The sequence below is a fragment of the Pseudomonas sp. NPDC088444 genome (assembly GCF_044900175.1).
GTDB lineage: Bacteria > Pseudomonadota > Gammaproteobacteria > Pseudomonadales > Pseudomonadaceae > Aquipseudomonas.
This window is the reverse complement of record NZ_JBJDNK010000005.1, coordinates 1-23609: the sequence shown is the minus strand read 5'-3', so window position 1 is coordinate 23609 and position 23609 is coordinate 1. Positions and strand designations below refer to the sequence as shown.

The following is a 23609-nucleotide window of genomic DNA, read 5'->3' as shown; positions in this document are numbered from 1 at the left end:
CGCGCTCACTCATGCCCGCACCCCGTACAGCGCCAACTGCCGTAAACAGGCCTCGCGATGGGCATCGCCAGTGTCCACCGCAGACAGAAAGCCCGGCAGGCGCAGGGCAAACGGCTGCTGACGCTGGGACAGCTCCAACACCCAGTAACACAGGCGCGACAGCCGCTCTTCGATGCCCCCGCCCAGCGCCATGAAATCCAGGCACAGGTCATGGCCGCTCAGGTCGGTAAACTCCTTGACCATCAGGCCATGACCGCGCGACCAGGCTTTCCAGTGCATGCGCCGCATGGAGTCACCGGGTTGCCACAGGCGTAGGCCTTGATAATCGTCGACACCTTGCCCTTGCGTCGCCTGCCCGTCGTCTTCGGCGTGGGGTTGCACCCCTTGCAACAGCGGCAGGCTGCCCGCCACCGGACGCGGATAAATGAGTACCGTCTGCTCCAGATCCAGCCAGCTCCAGGCGCGGAAAATACCCAGCGGAAACACACTCTCGACCCGCAGGCGCGGCGCCCGCAGCCAGCCTCGGTGAACGGCGGGCAGCGTCAAGGCGACCTCGACCTGACGCTGCGGATCGACATCGGTCTGCTCCAGTTGCTCACTGTCCCAACCCAGCGCAATGGCCTGATGACCGCTGGAAGCGCTTTCCAGCCGCAGGCGCAGTTGCACCGGCTCGCCGACGAACACCGAGCGTGCGTTGCTGGCGCTGAGGATCAGGCCGCTGAAATTGCGATAGGTGTGCAGGATGCCGAGGATGCCCACCGACAGCATCAAAAACGTCAGGCCATAGGCCAGGCTGTTCTGGTAGTTGATCGAGACCAACAGCAGTAAAAACAGGACAAGTGCGTAGGTGCCGCCGACCCGGGTCGGCAGGATGAAGATTCGACGGTGATCCAGCTCGATCCGCGACGCTGGGGGAATGCGACGCCCCACCCAGCGTTGCCAGAGCGGCTTGAACTGAGAGATCAAAGCACCGGCACCTCACGCAGCAGCCATTGAACCAACGCCCCGCCCCCATGCCCGGTCGGGTCGGTCCGGTCGCGCAGGCGATGGCCGACCACCGCAGGCAGAATCGCCTGAACGTCTTCAGGAATCACATAGTCGCGCCCGATCAGCAGCGCCCAGGCCCGTGCCGCGGACAAAATCGCCAGACTGGCCCGCGGCGAGAGGCCGTAGGCAAACTGTGGCTGGCTGCGCGTGGCATCGACCAGCCGCAGGACGTAATCGACCAGCGCATCACTGACCCGCACCCGACGCGCTTCCTCTTGCAGAGCGGCCAGTTCGGCGTGGTCGATGATCGGCTCGATGCGCGGCAACAATTCACGACGGGACTCGCCCAGAAGCAGGGCTTTTTCCGCAGAGCGTGCCGGGTAGCCCAATGACAGGCGCATCAGAAAACGATCCAGTTGCGACTCGGGCAACGCAAAGGTGCCGCCCTGACTGAACGGGTTTTGCGTGGCAATCACGAAAAACGGATCGGGCAACAGGCGGGTGGCGCCTTCGATGGTCACCTGCCCTTCTTCCATCGCTTCGAGCAACGCGCTCTGGCTTTTCGGCGTGGCACGGTTGATCTCGTCGGCCAACACCAGTTCGGCGAAGATCGGTCCCGGATGAAAGGTGAATTGCCCGGTTTCCCGATCGAAAACCGACGTGCCGAGAATATCGCCCGGCAGCAGGTCAGAGGTGAATTGAATCCGCTGAAAGCTCAACCCCAGAATTCGCGCCAGCGCGTGGCTGAGCGTGGTCTTGCCCATGCCGGGCAAATCTTCGATCAGCAAATGCCCGCCGCCCAGCAGGCAGGTCATGGCCAGACGGACTTGAGGCTCCTTGCCCAGCACCACTTCATTGATTGCGTTCAGACACGCATCCAGTTTTCTGCCCATTGGAAAGCCTCCCCAGGCGACTGCTCTTGGCTAAACGGGACCGCAGACCATGCCAAACCTGCTGCCAGACATGCTGTCACTTTAAAGTCAGCGTAGGCGGTTTCGCCAGAGCGGAGGGAGGGATCGAGAGGATTTGTTGTGCACATTAGCCAACGTGATGGATTCGCCGAACGTGTGGGAGCCGGCTTGCTGGCGAAAGCAGTGTGTCAGCCAACTCATCTGTGACTGACCCACCGCGTTCGCCAGCAAGCCAGCTCCCACAAGGACCGCGTTGAGTCACCTCGGCAATTAGGGCGGTCTACGCCCTTACTCAACGCCCCGCGCGGGACTCGCGAATGTAGAAGCGCGCCTTCTCGGCTTTTTCATTACAGCCTTCGAACGCTTCGAATTGCTGCTGGGTCTTGGCACCGGTCAGCAGTGACAGTGCCTTGGAGTAGCTGACAGTACCGGCAAAACCTTCGGCCTTGGCCAGATCCAGCTCGTGCCAGGCGGCGTCCAGATTGGTGGCGCAACTGTCGCGATAGGCGGTTTTACCGGCGCAGCCTGTGAGAACAAGGGCGAGCAGGGGCAGACAAATCCAGGCTTTCATCAGGTGTTACCTCAACAATGGAAATCGACAATGCGCGTTGGACGGTGTAGCGATGTAAAAGTGCCATAACCTGGACTCGCAGCGCATCGGTTTTCATTGTCTGCCCGTGCTCTTTCAGGCGTATTGCATCTCGCCGTTACCAAACGACCAGTTTTCCCGCTTGGTCTCGACCAGATTGATGAACACATCCTCCTTGCGCACGCCCGCTCGTTCATGAATCCCCTGCGCGACCGCCTGATAGAACGCCTTCTTCACCTCGGTCGTTCGCCCCTCGTTCCACGTCACCTGAATGAACACGATATTCGGCGTATAGGTAACACCCAGATACCCCGCCGCAGGGTAAATCAGTTCCTCGGCGGCATGGCGCTGCACGATCTGAAACTTGTCGTGCTCGGGAACATTGGCGGTGCTGCGCATCGCCTCATACACAACTTCACTGATAATCGCCAATGTGTCAGGCGAGGTGCGGTCGGCAACATCTATACGAACCAGAGGCATGGTGGTGTCCTTGCTTGAGGAGGCAGAGGCCCGGCGAACACATTGCCGGGAACAGGCCTTCACCCTATGCTCAGGAAAAAACCGCTTCAAGCGCATAATTAGCACCATTTACATGAGCATTTCGCATGCTATTTGAAGACCTCAAGGCGTTTGTCGCGGTGATCGAATGCACGTCGCTGACCAAGGCCGCGTCGCGCCTGAACCTGACCCAGTCCGCCGTCTCGCGTCGCATTCAGCATCTGGAGCAAGTGCTGGACGCAGAGCTGTTCGATCGCTCGACTCGTCCGCCTCAGCCCTCCGCCATCGGACGACGCATTTACCAACGCGCCGTCGGTTTGCTGCACGACGCCGACCTGCTGCTGGCCATTCCCCAAGAGGATGCAGCGCCCAGTGGCACCTTTCGCGTCGGCTTTCCGCAGGTGATCGCCGACATCGCCGCGTTCGATCTGGTGTCGCGCATGAAAGCGGCATTTCCGCGACTGGACCTGCAAGTGATCACCGACTGGAGCTTTCTGCTGGAAAAGCGCCTGGCCCGTGGCGAATTTGACGCGGCTGCCCTCATGCGCCCTGCCCCCAGCCGTGCCCCGACCGGGTTCGAAGGCCAACAACTGGGCGCGTTCGAGGTGTGGGTGGTGCAAAGTCGCGCTCAACCGCTGGCTGACCCATCGTCGAGTCTCGCAGCCCTCGCCGAACACGAATGGGTGCTCAATCCGGAAGGCTGCGGCTACCGCGATGCCCTGGTCGCCGCCATCGAGGCCAAGGGCAAGAAACTCAAACTGGGCATCGACACCCACGGCACGGCGATTCAGATGCGCATGGTTGCCTCAGGACTCGGGTTGGGGCTGATTCCTCGGCAGTTCATGGACGACAGCCCGCTGGCCAGCGAATTGTCGGTCATCTCGGTCAGTGATTTCTCCCTGACCATGGACATCTGGGGCGTCATTTCCGGACAGCCGGGCAACCTGCGTCTGGCCCATGACTTGTTGGCGCAAACCGTTCGCGACGGTCTGGCCGGCCGCTAAAAATCTGCACCCGGACAGGTGAATCGCAGGCGCCTTGGGCGTAGGGTAGAAGCCTTGCAAGGGGGAGTGGCGCATGAAAAAAAGAATCGCACTGGTCCTGGGCTCAGGGGGCGCCAGGGGGTACGCGCACATCGGCGTGATCGAGGAACTGGAACGACGCGGGTATGAGATCGCCTGCATCGCCGGCTGTTCGATGGGCGCGGTCATTGGCGGTATCTACGCCGCAGGAAAACTGCCGCAATACCGGGCCTGGATCGAAAGTCTGGACTACCTCGACGTGCTGCGGCTGGTGGACGTGAGTTTTCGCCTCGGCGCCATTCGCGGGGAAAAAGTCTTCGGGCAGATTCGCGAAATCGTCGGCGAGGTGAACATCGAGGATTTACGCATCCCCTACACTGCGGTCGCCACCGACCTGACCAACCAACAGGAAATCTGGTTTCAGGAAGGCAACCTGCATTCGGCCATGCGTGCCTCGGCGGCGATCCCCAGCCTGTTCACCCCCGTGGTGCAAGGCAATCGCACGCTGGTGGACGGCGGGCTACTCAACCCGTTGCCCATCGTTCCGGTGGTGTCCAGCCATTGCGACCTGATCGTCGCCGTGAACCTCAACTCCACCAACCAGAAGCAATACCAGCTGCCGGTCATCGAACGCCCACCTGCAGTAAAAAAGCGTTTCGACAGCCTGATCAGTTCCATCGGCTCGCACCTGCCGTTCCGGCGCAAGCTGGACGTGGCAGGCGACGATGTCTTGCGGCTGGAACAGGACAGCCTCAAAGCCACTGCCGCCGTCCTGCCCAACCCATGGCTGGACAGCAAAGACCCGGAATCTGCCGACCCGCAAGGCCAGCAACCCGCCGCCGCCCCCACCGAGGCGGGAGCGCCGAAATCGGCCAGCGGCGCGGTGATCGTCGACAACGTCGGCCCGGCGTCGCTGCTCGACCTGATCAACCAGAGTTTCGAGGTGATGCAAACGTCATTGGCGCAGTACAAGATCGCCGGTTACCCGCCCGACATCCTGATCAACGTGCCCAAGCGGGTGTGTCGGTTTTTCGAGTTTTACAAGGCGCCCGAGTTGATCGCCCTGGGCCGTGAGATTGCGCGGGACACGCTGGATCGGTATGAACGCGAGCATTGATTCACGCATTGGTCTGCGCTACCGCATTCGTCGGAACGCCGCCCGCACCAAACCGGCTCCCAAGGATCGCGCCGAACCTAAACCTCGTGTCCGGCGCAAGAACTGTGGGAGCCGGCTTGCTGGCGAAAGCGGAGTGTCAAATCACAAAGGTTTCACCGCATACCGATCCCTGAGATGACGAACCAGCACCCTCCCCTCCGGCCCCAAGGTGGTGCCGAAGAGCACACAGCCGCCGTCCTTGAGCTGCACGTCCAGCGCATAGTCCAGATGGCCAGGCAGCGTTTGCGGTAACAGCTCGATGCTCACTGCCGCCAGGCGCGGCTCATATTTGAGCAAGGTGGCCGTCATGGTCCCGATCAGCCTATTGGCCGTCGCTGGCAGTCCCTGCAAGACCACCCCCATATCGGGCAACCCATAATCCGGCAAGTGACTGAGGCTGCCCGCCCGGCTACCGAGGACGCGGCGAATGTTGTCGAGAATCGAGAGCGTGCGCTGTTCGGTTTCGCCGATGCGCTGTAAGTCCAGTTCGCCGTGAACATTCTGCAGGAGCATTTCGTACAGCGAAGGTGTCACGCCGTCCATGATCACGCCTCCGGCCGAGGGCGCAGACGCAGGCGGTCATCGCTCAGATCAATGATGCGTGGCCGGTCGGCGTCGAGCTCGTCCCGCGTCAGGGTGATGCGCCACGTGTTGGCCTGTGTATCCGGCGTGCGCAACAAGGCCACCACCGTGACGAATCGTGTTTCCGGCTTCAACGGCACATTCAGTTGCGCCCCCTCCCCGGGCTTCAGGAGCACAGCCTGCCTGTCCAGCAACTCGGCGCCCAGCAGGCTTTCGTCATCATTGAGCAGCCGCTCGTAGGTGCCCAGTTCGATCGATCGTCTGTCGCTGACTTGATAAACCCTGAGCACCGTCGGCACCGACAACGCGGTCATGTCACGGGCATCGGTGTTCAGTGCCCCCCGACCGTTGAAGTCCAGACTCAGGCGGGTGATCGGCGTGTCAAATAAAGCACTCATGGTGGACGATGTGGCGTCGGATACCTTCTGTGCCACCCCACAAGCGGTCAACGGCAGAGTAATGGCTATGCAGATCAGTGCGTTCCAGAGTGTTCGGATCATGGTGAAGGCTCCTTGCGTTCGGGTTATCGGGCAAACCTTGATAGCGGCCCAGGTTGATCGTGACGATGTCTTCATGACAGCGAATCTTGCCAAGTGCACTGCGTGGCACCACGCCGGTCATGCCCAGTCTCACCGCAGTCTGGCCCAGCACTGGCCTTGGTAAATCACCGATGGATAACGACAGCTGCACCTTCGCGGTGTAACGCCAGCCCAGATAGACGCGCAGCACCACCAGCAGGTCGGTGTGCAGCCGTGCATGAGGCAGCCAGCCCTGGGTCTCCGTTGGATCGCGGGTAGACAGGGTGATGAGCAACTGGCTATTGGCATCGAGGCCGACAGGTCCCAGTGGCGTGCCTTGAGACAGGCTCGCTGGATGAGCCCGCGACAGGCGCGCAGGTTCAGCCAGTCGAACCGACTGCGGCCAATGTGGCGTCACCCGCGTTTGGGTGGCGGGCGCCAACAGCGTGACCAGTGCCGCGATTCCCTCGGCATTGCGCGTGGGCAGGCGCATCACGCTGAGCAGCGCAAGGAAGCGCGAGACCGGCGTCGCGATGTGCCGCGCAGTGCCCGGAATGCCCAGACCAATCAGGCCAAGCAGGCACTGCGACGTAGCATCGGTGCCGCCCGCTTCGAAGGAAGCTGGGTACGAGTATTTGCGCCAGATGCGATAGAACTGGGTGAATATCCGGTGATTGAAAATGTCGAGAAACGCCTCCAGTGCCTCATGCCCCTCCCGACGCTGAGTGATGTCGTCGAGATAGGCGGTCGGCAAGGGCGAGTCGACGCCGTACAGCCCCAACAACCGCGTGCGCACCGTGGCACAACCTTCGGGATCGTCTGCGATCTCGATGGCTTTCAGTTCGGCCGCCGGAAAGCCCATGCCGGGGTCTGGCCGAAAGCGTACCGGGTCCTGTTGCGGGTGCTCGGTGCTGCCCAGAAGCGGATGACCCGGCAAGGCTTTTTCCAGCAACTGGCAGAAGCGATAGACGTGAGTCTGCGCCACCCGCCCCTCAAGCCTGCCCAGCAGGCCCGACGCGTTCAGCCGGGAATTCGCTGATTGTGATTTTCTTTCCATCGCACGCACTTTCCAGAAGGTTGCAGCACCAGGGTGAGTTGGTTGAACAGGTGAATGTCGGCATACAGCGCGAAGAATCGATTGAGCATTTCGCCGAACAGCCGCAGATCGCCCTCGCCGGCAAAGCCGTGCTCATCCAGCGTGACTTCGATGTCTACACCCCGCAGCAGAAAGCCCTTTTCGAAGCGCTGAATCAGGAAATGGCCGACATCCAGAATGGCGGCGAGACGGCGGCGATTCATCTCGCTGCCGGTCCAGTCGTACAACGCCAGGGTGCCTCGCAGCACTTCGGCGCTGTCCATCATCGACAGAAAGTTCGACCCCAGATGACTGAGCACCCGCCAATGAAACCGATCCCGGTCCGGCGGGTAACACGGCAACGTGGGCGCCGACAGATTACGAACACTCAGGCTGCTCTGAGTGGACCCGACGGCGCTGTCGAGCAAGGTACTCTGCAACGCCTTGCGCGGTAGCTGACCGTGGGTGCCGGTCAGGCGCAGCGACAGGCTTTCCTGTCGGTCCTGCGCGGCGTTGTCGAATCCGTCGCCGCCGAGAATCAGCCAGGTATCGTGCAGGCCGTTGGCGCCCCGCTTGAGGCGGGTATGGAAATAATGCTCGGGAGCCTCGTCACGCAACATCCCGCCCTTGTGGCGAAAACTGCTGAAAGGCACGTACTCATGCCGCGCGCCGCCCTTGGACGAGACGACGCTGTCCACCGTATATATTTCGGTGTGGCCGTCCTGCAAACGCATGGGCCGCAACAGGTACTCGGTCTGCAACGGTTCGACCGTCAGCGGATCGCACTCCAGCGAAAACAGATTGATCACCGGCACCGCGTGCAAACGAACGTGCTCGGCAGTCAAGGCGAACGTGTGCGGCCATGGCTCGCGCAACACCACGTCCACCTCGAACCAGGTGGTTTCCGGCGTGAGCTTCACGTGTTCAAGACCACACAGCGTCACGAACATGAATTTCTCGCGGAAGGTGAAGTATTCCAGCAACAGCTGATAGCCACTGAATGCACTGTCGCCCTTGGGCCACAAACGATCCTCTTCGCGAAAGCCCCTGGCGGCGAAGTGACCAGACAGTGGTTGCCGATCCTGCTGCCCGGACAACCGCACGTAGAGTTCCTGCGTGTTGATTGTCAGGGCCAGGTGCAAGGTGCTGGCCAGCGGCGCGGAGGCATTCAAATAGAGCGGCAAACGGCTCATATCCACCTGACGCCAGTCTGTCGACGCACTGCACTCGAAGCGAAAGCGCAACCGCGAACGGCCATCCGGCTCATGCCCCTGCTGCACACTCGCCAGCGCGATCGGCCGCAACACCAGGTCCTGAGTCGTGGTGTAGCGACAGCGCGTCTGCTTCGGCCCCAGGGGACGAGACTGGACCTCAAATCCCTTGGCAACGATTTCGCTGCCTTTCAACTGCATGGCATCGGGTGCCAGTTCGACGATGGCGAGCGACGGGATCGTGCGCAAATAGTGCGGCCAGAGCAGGCTGACCAGGCCTTCGGTCAACTCCGGTAAATCGTCGTCGAGCTTTTCCCTCAGGCGCCCCATGAGAAACGCGAACCCTTCGAACAGCCTGTCCACATACGGGTCCTGAGCGCCGGGCTTGTCCAGATTCAGGTACGCCGCCCGGTCGGGAAACGCCTGCGCAAACTCCTTGCCCGCTTCGCGCAAATAACGCATTTCGGCATCGAAGTACTGCAACGTGAGGTTGTCTTCATTCACTGAAAAACTCCTTGTAAATAAACATCAGGGGCACAGGGCCGCTGCGCGCACCGGATCGATGGCGACCAGCGCCGCCAGTAACGCGTCCATGCGTTGATGAGTGGCGGGTTTGTCGGCGTCGTGACGTTGCGCTTTGTGTCGCAGCAGCTTGAGCAGGCGCGCCTTGACCTCGAAACTCAGCTCCGGCTCCCAATCGGCCAACGTCTGTCGCTGCCCGATGGCATCGAGTTCACTCAACAGGTGCAGCGCCAGATCGCCTTTGCCGTACTGCTCGGCAACGCGCGCCATCAACAGCCTTATGCGCCAGCGCTGGCGACCGCTTTGCTGCGCATCGGGCTGGGTGATCAGCCCGTTCAGCGCAAACTCCACGCCGTGGCTGCTCGCCTGTTCAAGTGCGTCGTTCTCCAGTGCGAGAAGGTGAGCATCCGCCGATGCCAGTGGCGCAGCGGGTGCTGTCAGCCATTGCCGGGAGTCCCCCACCGCCATGTGTTGCGCGATCCACTCTCGCGTGGTCTGGTCGGCAAACGGGCTGCCGTCGCTCCAGCGCAATTCGTCCAGACCGGGCAGGCGCTCGATGAGCGTGACCAGATCACGAGCGACAATCGGCGCCCAACTGTCCATCGGGGCAGGCTGCTTGCTGAGCGCCTGGAACAGGTACCACTGCACATCCAGCCAGAAGTGATTGACGCCCTCACTGAACACGCGCTGCGCCTGATCGATCAACTCGCTCCAGTGCTGTTGCAGATACAGGCGCTTGAGCTGAGCCCGATAATCGCTGCGCGGCGGCGTCAGGCGGGTCAGTCCCCCCGCCTCCTGTAAAGGCGCGCGATGCACAGTGTCCCACCGCAGGCTTTTCATCAGTCGATGGGCCGCCAACCAGCCTTGAGGCTGGTCACACAGATAAGCCGCCAGCGTACGACCGCTGTCCAGCAAGTCGCGCCCGGACTTGATCGCACGTCCAGGCGCCGTCATCTCCGAGGCGGCGTCGTGGCTTGCGCTGTGTTGCGGCACCACGGCATCCACCCCGCCGGACTGGCTCAAGCGAGCCAACAACGCGGCATACAGCGCACCCAGTTCAGGGCGTTGCGCCTCCGGCAACCGACCCAGCCCATGCTCCAGCCAGACCAGCGCTGCCACAGTCTGCTCCGCTTCGCCCTTCACCACTTCCGGGTATAACGCCAGGCTGTCCAGCACCTTGCTGCTGGTCAGCCACTCCAGCGCCATTCGCCGACTGTTGGGGCGTGCGGGTAACACCGCATCACCGAATTGTTCCAACAACGCGGCGATCAGACTCAACCCTTCACTCAGCCCGACCTCGCCCAGCGTGTGCAGGCGCGCCCACAGGTAATACGACGCCACGCGCACATCTTTGCAGCGCTGTGTGAGCAGCTTTTCCGCGAGTTCAGCCACACGCTCGGCGTCGATACCCGACAGCTTGTTGACCTCCTCGCGCATGAACTGGAAATCGTCGTCATAACCGGGGTCTTCACCTACCGCGCAATCATCGTTGATCGGCTCCAGCAAGACCGCCCAGCGCTCGGCTTGCGCGCGTGCCAAGGCCAAGCCGTCACGCTCTCCCAGACACTGAGTGATCAGGGTTTGCAGGCTCATGACTCACCCCCATTGTGTGCGGGCTGGCGTGCGGTCAGAAAAATCTGCTTCGGCAACGTGAAACCGCGCAACTTCAGCAAGCTCATCGGCCCCGCGCCCAGTTCGGTGCGCAGGTACCAGGTCAGGCCCAGCCCGTCCGGGGCAGTGAGTACCACGCGAAAGCGGCTTTCGCTGTCGTCCAGTGGCGTGACCCTCGCCTCTTCCAGCAAGCGAATTAGCCCCCAGATTCCTTGATAATCCCCATACAAGCGCTCGCCGGTGCGCACGCTGGTCCACGTCAGGCTCGCGCCGGGGTGCGCGCTGCTGCCCGGCCAGGCAAAGCGCTGCCAGCTTTCCTTCTGGTTGAAATAGTGATGGCGTTCGCCATTGAGGGTGAAGGTGGTCTGCACCACGTCGCGCACGGCCTTGCCTTGCAGCTCGAAACTCAGGCCCATGCCGCCGTCGGTGTACAGCACGTCCGCCAATTGGCTGAGTTGGTTGATCGCGGCGAGAAACTGCGGATTGATACGCAAACCCTGGCTGTGTTGCGGGTCGGCCACCCAGCGGTTGCCTTCCTTGCGCAGCACGCCGTCCAGTTGCCGTTGCAAAAACTGTTCGATGCGCCCGGAATCCGCTCGGATCAACTGGCCCAACAAGGGCAGCGAGGCATCACTGCCCGTCGCCGCGAACGGGTAGCGACCGACGAACGCGTCATTCCAGTGATCGACGATGGACTGTTGCCATTGCCGGTTCAGACTCGCCGCCGAAGGTTGCAGCACCTGCTGCCACGCCTGATCCAGCGGCTGCACGAACAGCGTCTGACCAATGCCCGCCCATTCCGCGCCGAGGCTGGCAGCCAGCAGATGACCGTAGGCCTGAGTCTCGGTCAAATCGATGCCCTTGCCCTGAAACACCGTCTGCGCCAGGGCCTGGGTCAAGCCCTGCGGGTCGCTGGCGTTACCCACCTGTTGCAGCTTCAGGCGCGCGCGGGTGACGCGGGTCAGAAAGGCGTGCAGGCTCAGGCTGTCGTCACCCGCACCTGCTTCTTTGCCCATCAGGCTGAGCAGCGGTCCGAAGGTGGCGTCCAGCGGTCCGTGATGATCGGGCAAGGCCTGATCGATCGCCTGCGTCTTGTCACGACCCACCAGTTTCTGCGCCGACTTGAGCAGTGAAGTGCTCAGGGCTTGCGTTGGCTGCCCGGCCTGCCCTTGCCAGGCGAGGTTGTTCATCAGCGCGATCAACGGCGACTGGCGCACGTCGCTCATCAGGCTCAACTGATCGATGACATCGCCCAGGCTGCCCGTGCGCTGCCAGCGCAGGCTGTTGAGAAACGCCAGCCAGGCGCTGCCGTAATCCTGAAAATAACGCGCCGTCAGACGCTCGCGCAGCGTGTTGGGAGTCAGGTCAGGTGCGATATCGCCTTCGCGATCGCTCAGCACCCAGTCGATCTGTTCGCGTCGCGCCTCGGCGATGCGCTCGATGGCGTCGCGCACCTGCCCGTCCCACGCCTGGCGGGTAAACACCCCCGGCACGCTGGCAGTGCTGCTGAACAGGCTGCGCGCGTCGGTCTCCCCCGTCAGGTCCTGCAGGTCCAGCGCCGCGTACTCATCGGCGGCGCTGTCCAGCACCTGACGGTACAGCGTGGCTTCGGCATTGCGCTGGCCCAACTGGCCGATCAACACCTGCCGCGCCCGCGCCAACAGCGTCGGGTCGACCTCGATGCGCCACTCGGGATGGGACTTCAACTGGTCGGCGTAGAACTGCCATAACGCAGGCGACAACCCCTGCCACAGCCCCGGCGAGACGCCCGCTCTCTGCGGCTCTGCCGCTTTCAACACCTTGCCCAGGAACGCCGCGTCCACCTTCTCTGGCCGGGCCATCATCAAATACGCCTTGAGTTGCAGGTACGCCGTATGGGCCTGCGCACTGCGCTCAGGGCTGTTCGGCGGCAAGGCGATCAACGCCTGCAACTGCTGCTCCAGCAGCGCGCTGGCCGGATCGCGCATCAGCCGATGATTGGCCTCCACATAACGCGGCCACAAGCGCTCCAGCAACACCCCGTTCTGGCTCAGACCGAACCGCCGAGACCACGCCTCGCCGTGATGCGCACGCCAATCCAGCCGACCCAATTCACGCATCAGCTCATGCAACGCCAACACCTGCTGATCGGGGTCGCCCTGCGGCCGCACCGCCGCCAGATTGCGCTCGACCTCCAGCAACTGCGCGCGATTGCTGACAAACGACAGCAACAGCCCCGCGCCCCACAGCGCCGCCAGACTCAACGCGCACGCATACGCGATGCGCGTCTTCGGCCAGCCAATGCGCCGCGCACGACCGGGGCGGTCCTTGAGAATGCCGTACCAGGCAGGGTCCATCAGCCAGAACGACGAACGCACATCATCACGTACGGGGAGCACGGCCTTCAGCGGCGGACTGAACCACAGACCGCGCAGCGTCACGCCCGGTACAAAACGCCCGAACAGCGGCGACAGCGCCTTCGCCCACCGAGCGATCTCTCCCGCCTGCAAATCACGGGACAAACGCAACAGAAAATCGTGATGAAGGTTCTCCTGAACCTGCGCCCAGCCGCCCCGACGCAGCGGCTCGATCACCCCGCGCAACACCTCGCTCAAGGCCTTGGCAGAAGGCTGCGACGGCAACACACCGCCCACCGGCTGCGTCGCCCGACCGTCCTGCCCCCACTCCCCGTCACAGACATGCCAGATGTGCAGCGGCAACTGCCAACGCAGCGTTTGGGCGAGTTCGCGGAGTTGGCGCACGCCCTGGCCCATGGCCTTGGTGTCGTTGCGTTGGTCGGCGGTCAACGCCCAGACCACGCCGTCGAAGGCGCGTCGATGGCAGAGGGATTTCCAGTGGGTGAGTGAAGGGTTAACCGCTGCCTTTTGTGCAGAGCCGCCCTGGATCAGCACAATACCCTCGCCTTCGAGCCATGGGTTGGTCGACAGGCCGGGGGCCAGGGCGTCGAGTTGGGCGGGTTCGCCGAAGACCAGGAGCAGGCGGAATTTCTGGCGCCAGAGGGGGCCGTGGATTTGCTTTAGCTGGGTTGCACACATCCCAATGGAGCCTGAGTCGAGCTCTCTTTTGGTAGAACGCAAATCGCCACCCGAGGCTGCGCGGAACCAGGACAAGAATTCCATCCGGCTCAGTGAACTGATCATCCATTGGTCAGCACGGTTAAAAAAAATCAGCAGCAAGCACGCCGCGACCAGCGCCGCTGACCACTTCCATTGTTCAAGCTCGGTTCTGTGCTCGACAACCGGGTTATCGACCCAGATCAGCAGCGCCCCCACAACAAGCAGACTGGCAATCAGAATCCAGCCGGCGATCCGTATTTTGTTCAAGATTCCATCCTCATTGAACGTTTCATCCAGGCTGAACAACGCAGGCTTGCGTTGAATGGTCATGTAGCAGAATCAATTGAGGCCTTGCCTCGACCAGCGCCTGCTCTGCGGCCACGATCAGCGTCGTGTTCCCGACCGCAGCCCCCGTCTTTCCGAACGAGCCGTCCAGCGAGTGCCAGGCGTCGGTAGGGGGAGACTGCCCAGATTCATGGAGGTCGACGCTGAGTACCCCGGTGATGCCCTCGGGTAACTGGCTGTGCCAAATGAAGAAATCAGCATTGTCCGGTGGGACCTTGCCCCAGAGCAGAGCCCGTCGAATGTCGGCCGCGCCACGGGTTAGCTTGACCGGTCTGTGAATCCACGACTGCGGGCGCACCCCTTTTTCGGCGCACCACCCGGTATGCGCCAGCAACATCGCTGAAACAGACTCGCCCTGACCGTCCAGGGGTTCTGAGGGCCTATTGATTTCCAGCGACAGACAGGCACGGGCTGGAAAGCCATCGTCCAGCCATGCATCCAGCCACAACAATCCGTCCTCCTGCACAGCGAACGCCACCTGATCACGGGCGCCCAGCGCTCCTCGGATAGAACGCCACAGGGCTTCAACCTCGTCCTGAGACTGCTCGACGCAATGACGAATCCGCACGTGCAGCGATGCGTCATTCAGCACGTCCTGCATATCGGCCTCAAAGCCTGCCAGCACGCGTTCAATGGACGTTGCCAACCGCAGGAGGTGTTCACCTTTCCTTCGCTCCCGCTCATCTTCCCGGGCAGGGCAGTCAAAATCCGCTTGCGGATTGGTCTCCTGCGCCGGAGAAACCTGTTGTCCTGCGCGCAAGGTCTGCGCCAACTTCGAACTGCCCGAATCACAAACATAAGAGGCGGCCAGCATCGCAATGGCTCGCTGTCCGCGCTCGATCAACTGACCTTCGTGCTCGTCATGACTGTCGTTCCAGTTCTGCGCATAATCGCGGCGCTGTTCATGCATCAGCAGCCTGATCGAAAACAGCATGATCCCGCCCAAGAGCGGCAATACCAGCACCGAGCACCAGAACCAGGTGGATGAGTAACTGTCCGGCGCCGACCAGAACACGGCCACCAGCGCGCCGCACAGCAGCGTGAACACAAGGATGAACAGCAGCCCGCGCCCTATCCTGGGAGATGCGGGCAACTGCATCTTTGCCGGAAGCGCATCGAGATCGACAGGCATCTCATGCCCTCCCGACCTGAGGCAACGAGGTGATCAACGTACAACCACACTCGCAACGGTATCCGTGCAAAGCCATTGCGCGCCCCAGGTAGGTCGAACCTTTATCACCCTCCGCGATAGCGTTAGGCCCATGACCGGGCAAGGGGCAAATAACCTTATCGCCCACACAGGCAACAGCAGCACCGTTAATGATGATTTGGCGGGTTCCGGCAATGACGACCCCGCCCGATGACAGTAAGTCACCGGTGCGAATAACAGGTTTCATAGAGTGAATCCGATATGAAAAGTGGTTAACTTGCCGACGGAGGCAAGAATGAAATATCGACGTAATACACCTTCAAGTTACCGGGTTTGACGAAGACATTGATTTTGTCCTGGGTGACGTAAACCGTGGGATCGAACCAGATATGCTCGCTTTCAAAACGGTGCAAGGCATAGGTTTCCGGATTGGTCCACTCGCAGGTAATCACGTAGGGATGGCGCCCGTTGACTGAAAACCGGGCATTGCGCTCGACCGAAGTAATCGTTGCGCAAAGACTGGCACCGCGCCTCATGAGCGCCGCCTTTTTTCGGCGTTTTAATAGCCCCATCAAAAACATCGCAGCGCCTATGGAGAAAAAGACAACCCCCAACAACGCTTCAACCACGACGTCCCCCCATAGAGAGAAAAAACTGTCTATTTTCGCCTCCTCGGGAGCATGAACCTTATACAGCACGTTGACAGATTCGCCTTTTTTATAGGCCGCTGGACTGCTGCCCACCGAAGACACAAAACTGTGTTCCCCACTGTCTGCTGCAAATTTTATGACAGGCTGGTAATAGACCACACCCTCCGATACTCGGGTCTTGAAGCCTTCGACCACACCCACAACAGACGCTGCACCTTTTAGAAACTCACTGTCACTCTTATAGCTGCTGACAGCCATCACCAGCATGCCAAGGCCTACAATAGAAAAGACCCATTTCAATATTAACAATATGACATTCATAATAATTCCTTTTATTCGGTTACTACAGGAGCAGGGCTATTGACGACGCAGCGGGTGGTTTTGTCGAACAAGGATGGCGAGCCATCTCTAGAGATACTCCCTAACGGATCAATTTTGGTTCTGAATACGTTAGCACCGCCACCCCACCACGGGTCCGCACCTCCCTGGCCGCGCAGCACTTTGGTGTAGCGACCAAATGCGTCTTTAATCATCGGCTTTTCAGGTCCTTTCGGATCTTTTAACGGCGAATACGAATAGTAATCCGGATCGTACCAATCACTGACCCACTCATAGCCATTGTCCGTCATGGAATACATGCCCAATGGATTGGGCGGAAACATAGCTACCGGTAACGGGGACATGTTCCCAGTTGTCCACCCCATCTCTTCGGCAAACGCTTCCACATTTCCAAAGCTTGAAATATTGATACCTCTGGGAAAATACTCCTCTGTGACCAAATCATAAGATTCAGCCTTGTAGGTGCCGTCGTCAGTGGCGACCATTAGAAACTGCCCTCTACTTCGGGCGGCATACTCCCACTGTGCTTCAGTAGGCAGCGCAAATGGGAGCCCAGTTACAACTGCTAGCCAATTGCAGTAGTTTTCCGACTCAAACCAATCTACATGAGCAGGTGTATCGGCACGACTGTTCATCTGATCCCATTCAGATTTAGGTGACGCACCATCGTCTCTGAGCTGAAGCGCACTCGCTCTCAGATAGAACTGAAACTCTGCGTTAGTCACTTTAAACTTGCTCATCGAATAACTGCTAAGCTCGACTTCATGCAAGGGACGACTGTGCTTTTTCATATCATAGGGTAAGTGTTCAGGAGCATACTCTGGGCCAAAGTCGCCCATCAGAAATTTACCACCTTCGACAAATACTAAATTGGCCTTTACTTTTTCGATGAAACCACGCAACTCATCGGCGGGCACTGCCGGAGAGAAAGATGTGTGGGAAGTACTTTCTTCATTGCAACCTTGCAGAGCCAACATCAGACAGATCCCACAAACCATATGATGATTGAAATTTACCAAACGCATATTCATGCCAGCTCACTCTTCGGCGTTAAAGCTGGGTCAAAATTGCATCGCGCCGGATAATGCAGATGAGTGTCGCACCGGGTGCGATAGTAGTAACTGTTATTCATTGACAGCGAATACCCCGTCGCGGGCAACTCTTTCAAGTTGCCATATATCGCGGTCAAGCCGTCACGTATTTCTCGCATGTCATCATCTCGATTACGCCCCTCTTGCAAAAAGCGAATCAAATGATCTTCTTGAGCTTTTGAGACTGTTAGCGAGTCCCCTGACAACCTGGAGCCATCATTCGTGATGCGGCACATCACCTTGTGCCACTCCGAAGTCGTTTGAATGCTGTTCAGAATTAAAATGACCGCTTCCTTACGACGATGATAGATATCTCCACCCCAAGAGCGATTACTCAAATCGACATGATCGAGTCTCCCGTGACGAGTCAGCAGATAGAGAAATATACCTTTTGCTTCTGGAGTAGAAACTAACAAATCTTCCCGCCATTCAATAACAATCTCAGCAATCTGATTTCGCCCGCTAGAATTATGAATTTCATCTACACTCTCACGCGCTATAGAGGCGACTAGCTTTTTAAGCTCAGCGCGCATTTGTTTTGGTGACTCAATGGCCCATGCAACACCTCGATACACCAAATTTTCCCCTTCTATCATTTTCAATACGCAATATTGCGAATACGCCCTAAACGCTTCTTCATTGAAATACTCAAGAATCCCATAATTATTCAAATACAGTTGATAAGCTACCCACCGCCCAAACTCAATAATGTCTTTAGCCCCCACCTCAGCAATAAACCCACCTTTCGCCCCCGTCCCCACGCAAAGACTCGCCGCAACATGCAAACAAAACTTGCCATTGATAAACGTGCAGTAGAACTTTCCACCTGCTCCGAGTCCGGTCATTCCCGCGATGCTGGAACCGATCGTGGCGAAGTCGACGTACTCTCCTGCATTTGCCTTGTCATCAGGCGGCACCTCTCCCGCGCTGTCCGGCGGTGGCGAAGGCTTGAGCCATTGCAGAGTGCTCTTGCCGAGCAGCTCCACCTTGGCGCCGGCAAATCCACCCGCGGTGATCGTCGCACCCTGGTCCTCGGCTTCCATGGCCTGAAAGAAATTTCGCCCTTGTTTTTGGCGTGTCCGAAAACTGGGCAAGCGGCCTGACTGACCTGTGATGACCTGCTCATCGCCTTTGACCATCACTTGCACCTGGCCCTCGATCTGCAATGAGGCACCGAGAAAGCCATTGATCTGCCCTGCGAGGCACACACGAATCAGCCCCAGGTCCAGGGTCTTGCCGCTGCGCGTCTGCATGGTCAACGGCCAGCCAAACCGGTCGGGAACGTAGCGTTCAATGTCGGCATAGCCCGACGCCAACGTCATGACCGTCTGGCTTTCAGCTTTGATGGCGGCGCTGCCTTTGTTGACATCAAACTCGGCATTGGCCCCCAGATTGGAGGTGAAGCGCATGAACTGCGCGGCACCCGACACATCGACGTTATCGGTCAGGCTACTCTTACCAAGCAGGCTGTGGTTCCAGCTTTCGGCCCAATCGAACAGGGTGACGTCTTTATTGAATGCCTCCAGATCAAGGTCCGAACCGGCCCACCCGAGGACATCCTTCAGTTCGAGCTTGAGTTTGGGCCACTCGAACGCGGTCAGTTGCTCCATCAATTTGGCGGCGTCTACCACAAGATTGCCGCCCGAATCACGACTGATAATGCTGTCTTTGCCGCGCTTGCCGCCCCCCTGTCGCAACGAGACGGCGTGAAGACGACGCTTGGCCTGTTGGTCAGTGAAGTAGCTCTGCTTGACATACGCATACGGCATGCGTCTGGCACCGACCTGCGCCGCCATCGGAATCAACTCGACGATGTTGTCGTAGCCCACGCCACTGGCTGTTCCGGCCAGTTTTTCCTTGATGGCTTCACGGGTGGCCTTCAGCTCGGCTTCCGCAGCATCGATTGCCGCCAGGCTCTTGCTTGTCTGATGCATGGGGGCGGTTGCTTTGACGCAGTCATCATAATGTTTCAATGCACCGGAGTACTTCGCCTGAGCCTGATGGAACCTGTCCATTTCATCGGCCATATCACGCCAATGCGTTTCGAATTCCCCTGCCTCTTTACCTGCGAGAAAAACGAACTCTTCGGTTTCCGGGCGAAAGTAACAGCGCAACGCCGAGCGCGGCACATTGACCACCGTGCCTTTTTTGCCCAAACGGTTTTCGGCGAGAGGTGACTGATCCTGGATCATCTATTTCAACTCCATAAATGATGAAATGGCTTCATGCCGGGTTTACTGACGGATATCTCTTCCAGGGCTGATCGCTGAGCAACGCTTACCAACTGCCATAAGGAATTCCGAATTGCTCGACGTAGGCCTTGTTTTCGGGTTCCAGAGGCACGTACTTGCCTTCGCTCTTACCGAGGTATGGGCCGCGGGGTTCGATTTCGGCTTGGTAGCGGCCGATTTCCATGTATCCCAAGCACCCAGAACCCACCCAGACCTTGACGATGCCCCCCGGGGCCATGCCCAGCGTTATCTTGTCGCGATAAAGCGTGAGCACTTTCTGATCCGGTTTGCAAAATACGGTCTCGGGCTTGACCATCTCGTCTCGTACCCATTGAGGAATATGAATACGAAGCTTGTAGGCTTGCGGCTCAACCAGCGACTGCCAGCGCAGAAATAGACGCTCTGGGAGATCGACGTTGTTGATGGGCATTCCACCCGATCCTCCGTTGTGCCAGCCCTTAGCGCTACCCGTATAGCTCGCAACCCCTCCGGTCACATGAAAAAACGGCAACCCTCGCTGGTCGATCACATCCACCGTCTCGACCCAGACTTCCATATGCCTTGGTGCAGCCAAACCCACATACCACGCGTAATAAGGCAGCTTGGGAGGCGGTATCGGTTGTGGACCTCTGGCACAAGCGCAAAGGCTGATCAGCAGCCCAACCAGAAGCATCAGTCTTTTCATTGCGGATATCCCTTCTGCGGCTGATCGGGGTATACGTTGCGGCGGTTATCCGGTGCAGGCTTGGCAAGCATCACGCCCTTGGTCGGTGTCCAGTGCGCCGACTGGTGGATGTAACGCGAACGCAGCAATCGCTCTTGATCGGGATCAAGCACGACAGAAGAGCCCGCCAGCACCTGCTCGATGATGTGGTCAGCGACAGGCGCCAGATCGAAGGGCAGCTTGAAGCGCTGATCGCTGTCGCTGATCTCGTCAAACGGCACACCATGGCGCACGCCCAATTCGCGCATCACGCGCAACCCGACCAGCGCCAGTTCCCCACGAACGCTTCGCTCCAGCGTTACGGTGAGCCAGTAAGCCTGCGTGTCGTTGCCATCCCTGCGGTAATGAGCCTGAGCGGCCGCCCAGGCTTTGGCTTCGATACGCCCATCACCATTCAGGCCGCTGGCACTCAGCGGGAAAGCTGAGCAACGCTTACCAACTGCCATAGGGAATTCCATTTTTCTCGATCCATGCCTTAGCTTCTGGCGTGGGCGCGCGGTAGTACTCGCCCTTGTTGTTCAGGTATGGGCCGCGGGGTTCGATTTCAGCTTGGTAGCGGCCGATTTCGAGGTATCCCAAGCACCCAGAACCCACCCAGACCTTGACGATGCCTCCCGGGGCCATTCCCAGCGTTATCTTGTTGCGATAAAGCGTGAGCACTTTCTGATCCGGTTTGCAAAATACGGTCTCGGGCTTGACCATCTCGTCTCGCACCCATTGAGGAATATGAATACGAAGTTTGTAGGCTTGAGGCTCCACCAGCGACTGCCAGCGCAGAAATAGACGCTTTGGGAGATCGACGTTGTTCACGGGCATCATTTTTCCCCCACCTTTGTGCCAGCCTTTCACCTGCCCTGTGTAACTGGCTACCCCTCCGAACACATGAAAAAACGGCAACCCTCGCTGGTCGATCACATCCACTGTCTCGACCCACACTTCCATATGCCTTGGTGCAGCCAAGCCCACATACCACGCGTAATAAGGCAGCTTGGGCGGAGGTATCGGTTGTGGACCTCTGGCACAGGCGCAGAGGCTGATCAGCAGGCCAACTAGAAGCATCAGTCGTTTCATTGCGGATACCCCTTTTGCGGCTGATCGGGGTATACGTTGCGGCGGTTATCCGGTGCTGGCTTGGCAAGCATCACGCCCTTGGTCGGTGTCCAGTGCGCCGACTGGTGGATGTAACGCGAGCGCAGCAGTCGTTCTTGATCGGGATCCAGAACGACCGAAGAACCCGCCAGCACCTGCTCGATGATGTGCTCGGCGACAGGCGCCAGATCGGTGGGCAGCTTGAAACGGCGATCGCTGTCGCTGATCTCGTCAAAAGGCACACCATGGCGCACGCCCAGCTCGCGCATTACGCGCAACGCCACCAGCGCCAGTTCCCCACGCACGCTTCGCTCCAGCGTCACGGTCAGCCAGTAGGCCTGCGTGTCGTTGCCATCCCTTCGGTGATGAGCCTGAGCAGCCGCCCAGGCTTTGGCCTCGATGTTTCCGTCACCATTCAGCCCGCTGGCGCGCAACCCCTCCGCCTGCGCGACCATGGCCAGCCATTGCGGATGCGACTCCAATGAGCGGCCCGCTGCGACCTCAATCCGTTTGGGCTCGACCAGCCACAGACGCTCCCGAGCATTAGGCAGGTAGCCTCCGCCAATGTCCGAATGCACGCCGGGAAGGCTGATTTGCAGGTGATGACTCAGTACGCCATTCAGTGCGAAATTGAGCCTGCACTCGTCCCGGGCCCCCAACTGAATCACTTCGCGGGCACAGCGAGGAGGCAAGTACAGGTTGACACCGTCGTTGTCGCTGTTGGCCGGACTCCAGTCGCCACGCTCAGGCGAAGAGATGGCCGCCACAGTGTCGAACAAACCGATCAGGTTGAGCTTCACACCCACCGCTGGATCAAAACTGTTCACCAACCCAAAGCGCCCGGGCTGAAGTAATTCTTTGAAAATCCCGCAGCCCGGTTTGAGGAATTCGTTAGCGCAATGGCGGGCAGCGGCGGCACCACGACTGAAGCCGAAAATGTCAACTTCGATGCGGCGAACTGCAATGCCAGGATTAAGAGATACAAATTCCCGAAGCTGGATTTGAATAGCTTCAGGTGCTTGCTGAACTTTCGCTACGACTCCCGTCTCGCCACGCCCCAGCCCCTGACCAATCACCGTGGCATCTTTGCCACCACTCCGCGTACCAATGCCCTCTACATAGACAGAGACAAAGCCGATATCCGCACTCTTTTTAAGTGGTGTTACGGCGTTATCCGGATACAGCTGATGCAAATACACCACATTACTCGGCGCATTCCCGTAGCTGTTATCCGGCGCCTGCGCAAACGCGCTCCCGGTAAACCCATCGAAGCCGTATTTGTTGCAGATCGACTGGATGCTTTCCAGATCCCGGGCGTCGTAGATCTCCAGGTCCTCCCGCCGACACTGTTCGGTGGCTGCCGCGTTGGCCATGTTGTTGCCGGTGCCATCGAAGAACAGGCCCAGACGCAGGGTGATGCCCTCTTCCAGTTCTTCTTCCTCTTCCTCCTCTTCGCGTGCTTCAGGGTCCAGCTTCACACCGGTTTCTTCCAGAGTGATCCGGTCGGCGCCGTAGCCGTAGGCGCGCTCGGTCAGGCCTTCGCTGTCGGTGACGCCCTGCACGGTGCTGCCGTCGGCCAGGGTCATGCGGTAAGGAATGTACGGCGCGGGTTTTCCGCTGTCCTTGTCGACCATGCGAAAGCCACCCTTCATCGGGTACAGGAACTCAGGGTCTTCCTGTTTCCACGGTTGCAGGGCCTTGTCCAGTGAGGACGCGCCGCCCCAGGTGATCCGATCATTCTTCAGGTTGATGCGGTTGGGGCAGCCGATTTCGACGCTGCCGTTGGCGATCTTGAGGTAGGCGCTGCCACTGACCAGGGTGATGCCGTTCTTCGCATTGAGGACAATTTCACCGTCAACACTTTCCAGGCTTAGCTCGGCCTTGGAGCGAAGGGTCATGGCGTCACTCTGCGCCTCGACCCGCACCGGGCCTCTGGCCGCCAGCAGCTTCAATCCCAGCCGATGGGCGTACAGGCTGATAGCCTCGCCCGCCGCGACGCTGAAGCGTTTGAAGACACTCACGTCGGCACTCTCGGCCGCGGTGACCGCAAGATTTTGCGCGGCCGACACTTGCAGGTTCGTCCCGGAGGTCAGCGCCATGCCTTCCGGCGCCGATGCCAGCAGCCCGACCTTGTCGAGGCCGGACAACGCGGCTTTCAGGCGCTTTTGCTCAGCCGCATCGGCGGGCAAGGCCCCCGACACCGCAGCACTTTGCGCCAATGCCTGCACCAGTTGCAGTGCATCTTCCAACTG

General features: G+C 59.6%; 21 protein-coding genes. 2 read left to right on the top strand and 19 right to left on the bottom strand.

What is annotated here, in order from left to right; genetic code table 11:
• Positions 1-9: 9 nt before the first annotated feature.
• The 4 genes from ACI2KB_RS11250 to ACI2KB_RS11235 all read right to left on the bottom strand — a co-directional run bounded on the left by ACI2KB_RS11250 (position 10) and on the right by ACI2KB_RS11235 (position 2967).
• Positions 10-966 carry a DUF58 domain-containing protein gene (locus tag ACI2KB_RS11250; RefSeq protein WP_404634415.1) on the bottom strand — a complete coding sequence of 319 codons (957 nt, stop codon included), beginning with the start codon at positions 964-966 and terminating at the stop codon, positions 10-12.
• Complete coding sequence (locus ACI2KB_RS11245; protein ID WP_404634413.1) at positions 963-1880, bottom strand: AAA family ATPase; 918 nt, start codon at positions 1878-1880, stop codon at positions 963-965. The genes ACI2KB_RS11250 and ACI2KB_RS11245 overlap by 4 nt, the downstream gene beginning before the upstream one ends.
• Positions 1881-2190: 310 nt before the next feature.
• Positions 2191-2469 carry a hypothetical protein gene (locus ACI2KB_RS11240; RefSeq protein ID WP_166595210.1) on the bottom strand — a complete coding sequence of 93 codons (279 nt, stop codon included), beginning with the start codon at positions 2467-2469 and terminating at the stop codon, positions 2191-2193.
• Between the two features lie 114 nt (positions 2470-2583).
• A complete protein-coding gene (locus tag ACI2KB_RS11235) occupies positions 2584-2967 on the bottom strand; it encodes a tautomerase family protein (RefSeq protein WP_404634411.1) in 384 nt (127 codons plus the stop codon).
• A gap of 125 nt (positions 2968-3092) precedes the next feature.
• On the opposite strand from ACI2KB_RS11235, the gene ACI2KB_RS11230 reads away from it, so the two are divergent.
• Together ACI2KB_RS11230 and ACI2KB_RS11225 are read left to right on the top strand one after the other, a co-directional pair.
• Positions 3093-3989: a LysR family transcriptional regulator gene (locus ACI2KB_RS11230; protein ID WP_404634409.1), complete on the top strand. Its 897-nt coding sequence runs from the start codon at positions 3093-3095 to the stop codon at positions 3987-3989.
• Between the two features lie 73 nt (positions 3990-4062).
• Entirely contained in the window at positions 4063-5124 is a 1062-nt protein-coding gene (locus ACI2KB_RS11225; protein WP_404634407.1) for a patatin-like phospholipase family protein, read from the top strand.
• Between the two features lie 141 nt (positions 5125-5265).
• On the opposite strand, the gene tssE is transcribed toward ACI2KB_RS11225, so the two are convergent.
• The 15 genes from tssE to ACI2KB_RS11150 all read right to left on the bottom strand — a co-directional run.
• Entirely contained in the window at positions 5266-5706 is a 441-nt protein-coding gene (gene tssE, locus ACI2KB_RS11220) for a type VI secretion system baseplate subunit TssE (protein ID WP_404634405.1), read from the bottom strand.
• A 2-nt stretch (positions 5707-5708) separates the two neighbouring features.
• Positions 5709-6245, bottom strand: coding sequence for a type VI secretion system lipoprotein TssJ (gene tssJ, locus ACI2KB_RS11215; RefSeq protein ID WP_404634403.1), 537 nt, complete (start codon positions 6243-6245; stop codon positions 5709-5711).
• On the bottom strand, positions 6127-7320 hold the full coding sequence (gene tssG, locus ACI2KB_RS11210) for a type VI secretion system baseplate subunit TssG (protein WP_404634401.1): 1194 nt from the start codon (positions 7318-7320) through the stop codon (positions 6127-6129). Before tssG ends, tssJ begins: the two co-directional genes overlap by 119 nt.
• Positions 7284-9053, bottom strand: coding sequence for a type VI secretion system baseplate subunit TssF (gene tssF, locus ACI2KB_RS11205; protein WP_404634399.1), 1770 nt, complete (start codon positions 9051-9053; stop codon positions 7284-7286). Before tssF ends, tssG begins: the two co-directional genes overlap by 37 nt.
• Before the next feature lie 24 nt (positions 9054-9077).
• Entirely contained in the window at positions 9078-10664 is a 1587-nt protein-coding gene (gene tssA / locus ACI2KB_RS11200) for a type VI secretion system protein TssA (RefSeq protein WP_404634397.1), read from the bottom strand.
• Positions 10661-13717 carry an ImcF-related family protein gene (locus tag ACI2KB_RS11195; protein ID WP_404635024.1) on the bottom strand — a complete coding sequence of 1019 codons (3057 nt, stop codon included), beginning with the start codon at positions 13715-13717 and terminating at the stop codon, positions 10661-10663. Before ACI2KB_RS11195 ends, tssA begins: the two co-directional genes overlap by 4 nt.
• Positions 13718-14027: 310 nt before the next feature.
• Entirely contained in the window at positions 14028-15215 is a 1188-nt protein-coding gene (locus ACI2KB_RS11190) for a hypothetical protein (RefSeq protein ID WP_404634395.1), read from the bottom strand.
• A 1-nt stretch (position 15216) separates the two neighbouring features.
• Positions 15217-15480, bottom strand: coding sequence for a PAAR domain-containing protein (locus ACI2KB_RS11185; protein ID WP_404634393.1), 264 nt, complete (start codon positions 15478-15480; stop codon positions 15217-15219).
• A 25-nt stretch (positions 15481-15505) separates the two neighbouring features.
• Positions 15506-16204, bottom strand: a complete 699-nt coding sequence (locus ACI2KB_RS11180; protein ID WP_404634391.1) for a DUF3592 domain-containing protein — start codon at positions 16202-16204, stop codon at positions 15506-15508.
• An 11-nt stretch (positions 16205-16215) separates the two neighbouring features.
• Entirely contained in the window at positions 16216-17253 is a 1038-nt protein-coding gene (locus ACI2KB_RS11175; RefSeq protein WP_404634389.1) for a formylglycine-generating enzyme family protein, read from the bottom strand.
• Positions 17250-19505 carry a hypothetical protein gene (locus ACI2KB_RS11170; protein ID WP_404634387.1) on the bottom strand — a complete coding sequence of 752 codons (2256 nt, stop codon included), beginning with the start codon at positions 19503-19505 and terminating at the stop codon, positions 17250-17252. Before ACI2KB_RS11170 ends, ACI2KB_RS11175 begins: the two co-directional genes overlap by 4 nt.
• Before the next feature lie 85 nt (positions 19506-19590).
• Positions 19591-20229, bottom strand: a complete 639-nt coding sequence (locus ACI2KB_RS11165; RefSeq protein WP_404634385.1) for a DUF2931 family protein — start codon at positions 20227-20229, stop codon at positions 19591-19593.
• Positions 20226-20714 carry a hypothetical protein gene (locus ACI2KB_RS11160; protein WP_404634383.1) on the bottom strand — a complete coding sequence of 163 codons (489 nt, stop codon included), beginning with the start codon at positions 20712-20714 and terminating at the stop codon, positions 20226-20228. The genes ACI2KB_RS11165 and ACI2KB_RS11160 overlap by 4 nt, the downstream gene beginning before the upstream one ends.
• On the bottom strand, positions 20701-21339 hold the full coding sequence (locus tag ACI2KB_RS11155; protein ID WP_404634381.1) for a DUF2931 family protein: 639 nt from the start codon (positions 21337-21339) through the stop codon (positions 20701-20703). Before ACI2KB_RS11155 ends, ACI2KB_RS11160 begins: the two co-directional genes overlap by 14 nt.
• Positions 21336-23609 (bottom strand): DUF2345 domain-containing protein (locus ACI2KB_RS11150; protein WP_404634379.1); only part of this gene is annotated, 2274 nt, incomplete at its 5' end. The genes ACI2KB_RS11155 and ACI2KB_RS11150, both read right to left, overlap by 4 nt.